Origin of the sequence: Pseudomonas morbosilactucae (assembly GCF_023241715.1) — a bacterium.
Classification (GTDB): domain Bacteria; phylum Pseudomonadota; class Gammaproteobacteria; order Pseudomonadales; family Pseudomonadaceae; genus Aquipseudomonas; species Aquipseudomonas morbosilactucae.
This window is the reverse complement of record NZ_JALQCW010000111.1, coordinates 23,139-30,788: the sequence shown is the minus strand read 5'-3', so window position 1 is coordinate 30,788 and position 7,650 is coordinate 23,139. Positions and strand designations below refer to the sequence as shown.

The window sequence follows — 7,650 nt, the reverse complement described above, 5'->3', positions numbered from 1 at the left end:
CATTGATGTGCCGGCGGCCGAAACCCACCAGGTCACGGAACCCCGGATGAGCACCAATGGCGACCCCCAAACGCTTGGCCTGTTCGATGGTGCGGCGCATGGTGCCAGGATCGCCAGCGTGAAATCCTATCGCTGGCAAGCCAGCGCCTACATAAACCTGCGCCTACAAACGGTGAACGGTGCAATGTCGTAGAGGTGACGCAGAACCTCCCAGGAGGCGTTCCCACGGGTGACCGTGGGAACGAGCAGCGGGCCTACAGGCTCAAGGTCGCGAGGCGGCCGGACAGGGCTTGCATGGCGGCGCTGACTTTATCCAGGGCCTGGGCGTCGCGGGCGTTGTCTTCGCTGATGCCGTGGATACGCACCGCCAGTTCGTTGATTTCCTGGGTGACGTGGCTCTGCTGCTGCGCCGCCACGGCGATCTGCTGGGCGCGTTGCGAGATGTCATCAAAGCTGGTGACGGTGCTCGACAACGCCGCCGAGGCGCCCGAGGCTTCGCCCACCGCTTGCCGGGTGCGTGACTCGCCGGCCTGGATCGCCTGCACCGCCTGGCGTGACGCCTGCTGCAAGGCGCCGATCATGCCGCTGATTTCATTGGCCGAGGTCTGGGTTTTACCGGCCAGGGTGCGCACTTCGTCAGCCACCACGGCAAAACCCCGGCCCTGCTCGCCGGCCCGGGCCGCCTCGATCGCGGCGTTGAGGGCCAGCAGGTTGGTCTGCTCGGAAATGGCCTTGATCACATCCAGCACCGCGCCCACTTGCTGGCTATCTTGTTCCAGGCGCTGCATCACCGCCGCGGCGGCGGCCATTTCCGTGGACAGCTGCTGGATCGACTCACTGTTGGCGGCAACTTTCTGCTGCCCGTCCTGCACCACCCGCAACGACTGGCGCGCGGTGTCGGCGCAGTTGTTAGTGTTCTGCGCCACTTCCAGGGCGCTGGACGACATCTGGGTGATGGCCGTGGCCAGTTGGGTATTTTCCTGGCGCTGCTGCTCGGCCCGCTGCGCCAAGGTGCTGCTCAGGTCCCCCAGGCGCCCGGCTTCCACTTGCAGGCGCTGGGCCTCGCTGGCGATGTTCTGGAGCATCTGGCGCAACTGCCCGGCGTAGCGGTTGACCGCCCCGCGCAAGGCCCCCACTTCGTCGGCACGCAGCACCGGCAACTCAGCGCTGCTGGTGGCCTGACCACGACTCAAGGCATCGATCTGCTCGGTGGTTTCTTCCAGTTGGCGGATGAATTTGCGCCCACCCAGCCAGGCCAAAAACAGCAACAAGGCCAGCAACGGCAGGAGGAACAGCAGGATTTCCGCGGTCAGGGCCCGGGCCAGCCCGGTGACTTGCTGCTGCGGGGTCACCAGGCCAATGGTCCAGCCGGTGCCGGGCATGGTGAACAGGCTGACGCGGCTGGGTTGTTGCAGACGGCCATCCTGTTCCAGGTCCAGACTGCGCACTTCACCGGGGCGCCCGATGCCGGCCGCCAGGGCCTGGGTCACCGGCTGCAACCACGGCTGCTGCTGGCTCAAGGCGCTGAAGCCGAGCATCTGCGCCCCGCTCTGCTTGGCCTCGGGGAAGTACAGGACGTTGCCAGCCTGGTCCAGGGCAAAGGCATAACCGCCGGTGACCGAACCCTGCTCCTTGAGGAAACGCGCCAGGTCATCCAGGCGCAGGTCGACCGTGGCCACCCCGGCAAAAGCGCCGCCCTGACGATAGGGCACGCTGCAGGTGGTCATGGGCACCTGGGTCACCGGGTCCTGATAGGCCTCGGACCACAGGCAGCGCCCCGGCGCACTGTTGCGCGCGCCGCTGTACCAGGCCTCGTTGTGGTAACCGGCACCGCCGGCGGCGTTGTAGTCATCGGAATACACCAGCGGCCCGGCATCGCTGCGGGCCCAGAAGAAACTGCGGCGCTCGACGCCCGCGGTGAACGCTCCCGGTTCCGGCCAGATACCGCCGCCGGCAATGGCTTTGTCGCCTTGATGGTCGATTACGTTGGGCAGGGTCGCCCGGTACAGCGCTTCGTCCTTGGGCAAACCTTCCACCAAGTGCGCCATGCTCGCGGTCATGCCTTCGATCCCCGCCAGTTGCAGGGCCAACTGGCGAACGATGGCGCTGCCGGTCTGCTCGATCAGCGCCGAGCTGGCGGCCACCACGCGGGGTTGGCCGCGCAAGGTCATCACGGCAAACACCGCCAGGGCGGTACAGAGCAACAGCAGCAGGCTGCCCAAGGTCAAACGGTGGGACAGGCGAACGGGTAACAAGGCCATGACAAACTCCGTAAAAATGGCACTGCGTGGGTGAACCACCTCTGCGGCCCGCTGCCTGTGCGGCGGCCGACACTCCTTGAGGTGTTGCCAAAGCGGTCCTTAAGGTTCAGGCACCACGGTGGCGCCCGGATATTGCCACATTGCCATCATCCAACACCTGGCTCTTCAGGCACGGGGGGCGGCCAGCAGGAAATTCCCCTGTTGCTCCACCGCTCCGGCCTCCAGGGTGCGCACCGGCGCCTCGTCCTTGAGGTTCACTCCGGACAATTGCCGGCGCCAGGCTTCGCTCATCAGGTACAGCAATTTGTGCGCCGCCATGGCGTAGCTCAGGCCTTCCAGGCGTACGTTGGAAATGCAATTGCGCGCCGCATCGTTGAGGCCCACACGCGGGGCGAAGGTGAAGTACAGGCCGAGGCTGTCGGGGGAACTGAGGCCCGGCCGCTCGCCAATCAGGATCACCACCATCCTCGCCCCCAGGCGCTCGGCCACTTCGTCGGCCACCGCCACCCGCCCCTGCTCCACCAACACCACCGGGGCCAGGCTCCAACCCTGGGCCTGGGCCAGTTGGTCGATGCGCTCGAGCATGGCCGGGCTGTGCCGTTGTACCGCCAGGGACGACAAGCCATCCGCCACCACCAGGGCCACATCGAACCCCTCGGGATGGGCCAGAGCATAGTGGTCCAGTTGCGCCGCCGAATCGCCGGACAGGCGCCGCCCCAGGTCCGGGCGTTGCAAGTAGACGTGCCGGTCCGGAGCGGCGCTGTGCAGGGTCATGACATCGCGCTGGCGCGCTTCAAGGCTGGCGCTCAGGGCTCGGTGATCGAACGGCAGGTGCACCGCGTCCCGGGCCTGGGCATGGGCGAACTGGAAGTCCAGCTGGGCCTCGGTGGGCAGGCTGGTGCCGGCGTGACCCAGAGCGATACGCGCCGAAGTCAGGCCGCGCAACTGGCGCCAGGCATCGGCCTGGGCCGGGGACGCGGGCGGGGTTTGGGAACGGTCACTCATGGCGGCTCCTCAGCTCAAGCGGGCCAGGGCCTGGCGGAACAGCGGCGGCACGCCCTGGCCCAGGCGCAGGCCGTTATCGTCCTGGCGCAGGATGTCCATGCGCGTCAGCCACGCCTCGAACTCCGGTGCCGGGCGCAAGCCCAGGGTCTTGCGGGCGTACAGGGCGTCGTGGAACGAAGTGGTCTGGTAGTTGAGCATCACGTCGTCGGAACCGGGAATGCCCATGATGAAGTTGATCCCCGCCACGCCCAGCAGGGTGAGCAAGGTGTCCATATCATCCTGGTCGGCTTCGGCGTGGTTGGTGTAGCAGATGTCACAGCCCATGGGCACGCCCAGCAGCTTGCCGCAGAAGTGGTCTTCGAGGCCGGCACGGATGATCTGCTTGCCGTTGTACAGGTACTCGGGGCCGATAAAGCCGACCACGGTGTTCACCAGGAACGGGTCGAAATGCCGGGCCACGGCGTAGGCGCGGGTTTCGCAAGTCTGCTGGTCCACACCATGGTGAGCGTTGGCCGACAACGCGCTGCCCTGGCCGGTCTCGAAGTACATCAGGTTGTTGCCCAGGGTGCCGCGCTTGAGGCTCAGGCCCGCTTCGTAGCCCTCGCGCAAAATCTCCAGGCTGATGCCGAAGCTGCTGTTGGCCGCCTCGGTGCCGGCGATGGACTGGAACACCAGGTCCAGCGGCACGCCCTTTTCAATCGCCGCCACCGAAGAGGTGACGTGGGTCAGCACGCAGGACTGGGTGGGAATCTCGTAATGGCGGATCACCCCGTCGAGCATCTTCAGCAACTCGCTGATGGCGCCGATGCTGTCGGTGGCCGGGTTGATGCCGATCATGGCGTCGCCATTGCCGTACAACAGGCCGTCGAGAACGCTGGCAGCGATACCCGCCGGGTCGTCAGTGGGGTGGTTGGGTTGCAGGCGGGTAGACATGCGCCCGCGCAGCCCAACGGTGTTGCGGAAACGGGTGACCACGCGGATTTTCTGCGCCACCAGCACCAGGTCCTGGACGCGCATGATCTTCGATACGGCGGCGACCATTTCCGGGGTCAGCCCCGGCGCCAGGGCCTTGAGGCTGGCGTCGGTGGCCTCGTCCCCCAGCAGCCAGTCGCGAAAGCCGCCCACGGTCAGGTGGCTGACCGGGGCAAAGGCCGTCAGGTCATGGCTGTCCATGATCAGGCGGGTGACTTCATCGACTTCGTAGGGAATCAGCGCTTCGTTGAGAAAGTGCTTGAGCGGCAGGTCGGCCAGGGTCATCTGCGCCGCCGCGCGCTCGGCGTCGCTGGCAGCAGCGACCCCGGCGAGAAAGTCCCCGGAGCGTGCGGGCGTGGCCTTGGCCAGCAACTCCCGCAGGCTGTCGAAACGCCAGGTCATGCCACCGATGCTGTGGGAGAAGCTCATGCCGGTCCCTCCTTGATCAGGCCGCCGCCACCGCAACCGCACCGCGACTGCGCACCAGGGTGCAGAACAGCGCGCCCACGGCCATCAGGCCCAGGAAGATCGCGCAGATCAGTGGGTTGAACCAGACCATGGCCACCAGGCACACCACGGCCAGGATCAGGGCAATGGCCGGTACCACCGGGTAACCCGGGGCACGGAAGCTGCGTTCCAGGTCCGGCTCGCTGCGGCGCAGCTTGAACAGGCTGAGCATGCTGACGATGTACATGACGATGGCGCCGAACACCGACATGGTGATCATGGCCGCGGTCAGGGTCATGCCCTGCAGGTTGACCAGGCCGTCGCTGAGAATCGCCGCGATGCCTACCACGCCACCGGCAATGATCGCCCGGTGCGGGGTCTGGAAGCGCGACAGCTTGGCCAGCGACGCCGGGAGGAAACCGGCGCGAGCCAGGGCGAAGAACTGCCGCGAGTAGCCGAGGATGATCCCGTGGAAGCTCGCCACCAGACCGAACAGGCCGATCCACACCAGCATGTGCATCCAGTTGGAGTTATTGCCCACCACCGCTTTCATCGCCTGGGGCAACGGGTCGTTGATGTTGGCCAGGGTGCGCCAGTCACCGACGCCGCCGGCAAAGATCATCACGCCGATGGCCAGCACCACCAAGGTCAGGATACCGGCCACATAGGCCCGGGGAATGGTGCGTTTGGGGTCCTTGGCTTCTTCGGCGGCCATGGCCGCGCCCTCGATGGCGAGGAAGAACCAGATGGCGAAGGGAATGGCCGCGAAGATGCCGCTGATGGCCGGCAGGCTGAAGGTGTCGGAACCGGCCCAGCCGCCCAGCACGAAGTTGCTGAAGCTGAAGCCCGGGGCGACCACGCCCATGAACACCAGCAGCTCGGCCACTGCCAGCACCGTGACCACCAGTTCAAAGGTGGCGGCGATGCTGACGCCGAGGATGTTCAGGGTCATGAACACAAAATAGGCGCCAATGGCGGCCATCTTCGGGTCCAGGGTCGGGTACTGCACATTCAGGTAGGCGCCGATGGCCATGGCGATGGCCGGCGGGGCGAAGACAAATTCAATCAGCGTGGCCAGGCCGGCGATCATCCCGCCTTTTACGCCGAACGCCCGCAGGCTGTAGGCGAATGGGCCACCGGCGTTGGGAATGGCGGTGGTCAGTTCGGTGAAACTGAAGATAAAGCAGGTGTACATCACCGCCACCATCAACGTGGTGACCAAAAAGCCCAAGGTCCCGGCCGTGCCCCAGCCGTAGCTCCAGCCAAAGTACTCGCCGGAAATCACCAGCCCTACGGCCAGCCCCCACAAATGCAGGGTTCCCAATGTCGGTTTGAGTTTTGTAACAGTCATGAGTGTGCACCCCGGTAGCCAAGCGACGGTATTTGCCTGACAGCGAGAATAATCACCGTCGCCGCGCCAAGGCTTGACCCGAGAACGCGGGTTTTGTCGTCCAGGGTCAAGTTTTTCGGGCCGTTGCGCCCGATGCTGCATGCTGGCGCATGAATCCCGGGGCATGCTTCATATCGGGTCAGCTTTTAGCGGCGTTCACGGCGCTGCCAGCCAAAGCCGAAACGCAGCGCCGGCTGCCTACAAAGCAATGACGCGGAACGCACCCTGGAAGCACTCCCACGGGGACCGTGAGAACGAGGTCGCGGGGGTCAGGGCTGCCACCGTTCGACCCAGGCGCGCCTCGCCTGAGGCCTTGGGTAGCAGCACGCCGGCATTCGCGCCAGGCCTCTTGGCTGGCTAAACCCGGCTCGCGCCATCCCCCGTCGACAAGTCAAGACCGGGCCTGTGGCCCTGCCCCGAGCGCTGGCGGATCAGGACGGGCGGTCCGGAACACGTAACAAGGTATGACATTTGCTTGAATGAAATTCATACACAGCTTGATGGCCCTTCACTTCCATGCACCAGTCCCTGTTCTCACCTTCGACGTCGCACGCCCCCGGCACCAGCAATTGCGGGGTGTTGTCGGCGGCAGCCAACGGCCTGGACGGCTTTATCGTCCAGCACGGCGGTGACCTGGACCGGGTCTTCGGCTGCTCCGGCATCGACCCCGAACAGCTGCTGCACCCGACCCTCAGCCTGCCCCTGCCCAACTACTGTCGGGTGCTGGAAGAGGCCGCGCGGCAAACCCATTGCGACAATTTCGGCCTGCGTTACGGCCAGCAATTTCAGCCCCAGGCCCTGGGCTTGCTGGGCTATATCGGCTTGTGCTCGGCGACCCTGGAAGAGGCGCTGATCAACTTTGCTGCGGCCTTCCCCTTTCACCAGCACAGCAGCCTGATCCAGCTGGTGGACCAGGGCGACTGCTACCGCTTCGACTATCAGGTGCGCCACGGCGCCATCAGCGAGCGGCGCCAGGACGCCGAACTGACCATGGGCATGGCCACCAACCTGGTGCGCCATGTACTCGGCGCCGACTGGGCACCGCGGGAAGTGGCCTTCGAACACGCCAAGCCCCTGGACTGGCACGAGCACCGCGAGGTGTTCGGTGCCGAGGTGCGCTTCGGCCAGGGCTGCAACAGCGTGCTGATTCCCAAACAGGACCTGGCCGGCCAGGCCATGCCCGGCAGTGACCCGATGCTGCTGATGCTGATCAAGGACGCCATCCGCCAACTGGGCGACGGCGGCAGTGAGAACGGCCTGCTGGACCAGGCGCGCCAGGCCATTCTGGCCATCCTGCACCTGGGCGAACCGGCGCTGGAGCACGTCGCCCACACCCTGGGCCTGTCCGAGTGGGCCCTGCAACGCAAGCTGCGGGACCAGGGCCTGAGCTTTACCCAACTGGTGGACCAGATCCGCCAGGAGTCGGCGATGAACCACCTCAAGCAACAGAACCTCAGCGTCACCCAGCTCGCGTCCCTGCTCGGCTACTCGGAAACCAGCGCCTTCTCCCGGGCCTTCAAACGCTGGTTCGGCCTCAGCCCCAAACAGTGGCGCAGCGCCGGGCACGCCTGACGG

Annotated in this window: 4 protein-coding genes and 3 pseudogenes; 1 reads left to right on the top strand and 6 read right to left on the bottom strand. The window is 65.8% G+C overall.

Annotation, left to right across the window (positions count from 1 at the left end; all coding sequences use genetic code 11):
- The 6 genes and pseudogenes from M1B34_RS32200 to eat all read right to left on the bottom strand — a co-directional run.
- Positions 1 to 133, bottom strand: a pseudogene (locus M1B34_RS32200) (LamB/YcsF family protein); the annotation flags it as partial.
- A gap of 121 nt (positions 134 to 254) precedes the next feature.
- Positions 255 to 785 (bottom strand): annotated as a pseudogene (locus tag M1B34_RS34250) (methyl-accepting chemotaxis protein); the annotation flags it as partial.
- A 582-nt stretch (positions 786 to 1,367) separates the two neighbouring features.
- A pseudogene (locus M1B34_RS34245) lies at positions 1,368 to 2,048 on the bottom strand (cache domain-containing protein); the annotation flags it as partial.
- A 378-nt stretch (positions 2,049 to 2,426) separates the two neighbouring features.
- Positions 2,427 to 3,266 carry an ethanolamine ammonia-lyase subunit EutC gene (gene eutC, locus M1B34_RS32190; RefSeq protein WP_268267278.1) on the bottom strand — a complete coding sequence of 280 codons (840 nt, stop codon included), beginning with the start codon at positions 3,264 to 3,266 and terminating at the stop codon, positions 2,427 to 2,429.
- Positions 3,267 to 3,275: 9 nt separating this feature from the next.
- Positions 3,276 to 4,667, bottom strand: coding sequence for an ethanolamine ammonia-lyase subunit EutB (locus M1B34_RS32185; RefSeq protein ID WP_268267277.1), 1,392 nt, complete (start codon positions 4,665 to 4,667; stop codon positions 3,276 to 3,278).
- Between the two features lie 16 nt (positions 4,668 to 4,683).
- Positions 4,684 to 6,036 carry an ethanolamine permease gene (gene eat, locus M1B34_RS32180; RefSeq protein ID WP_123331430.1) on the bottom strand — a complete coding sequence of 451 codons (1,353 nt, stop codon included), beginning with the start codon at positions 6,034 to 6,036 and terminating at the stop codon, positions 4,684 to 4,686.
- A gap of 555 nt (positions 6,037 to 6,591) precedes the next feature.
- Here eat and qhpR point away from each other — a divergent pair.
- A complete protein-coding gene (gene qhpR, locus M1B34_RS32175; RefSeq protein WP_268267276.1) occupies positions 6,592 to 7,647 on the top strand; it encodes an AraC-like transcriptional regulator QhpR in 1,056 nt (351 codons plus the stop codon).
- Positions 7,648 to 7,650 lie beyond the last annotated feature (3 nt).

Bases quoted from the DNA above. Each gene is read 5' to 3' on its own strand.
- eutC (WP_268267278.1), bottom strand. From the start codon at position 3,266: ATGAGTGACCGTTCCCAAACCCCGCCCGCGTCCCCGGCCCAGGCCGAT.
- M1B34_RS32185 (WP_268267277.1), bottom strand. From the start codon at position 4,667: ATGAGCTTCTCCCACAGCATCGGTGGCATGACCTGGCGTTTCGACAGC.
- eat (WP_123331430.1), bottom strand. From the start codon at position 6,036: ATGACTGTTACAAAACTCAAACCGACATTGGGAACCCTGCATTTGTGG.
- qhpR (WP_268267276.1), top strand. From the start codon at position 6,592: ATGCACCAGTCCCTGTTCTCACCTTCGACGTCGCACGCCCCCGGCACC.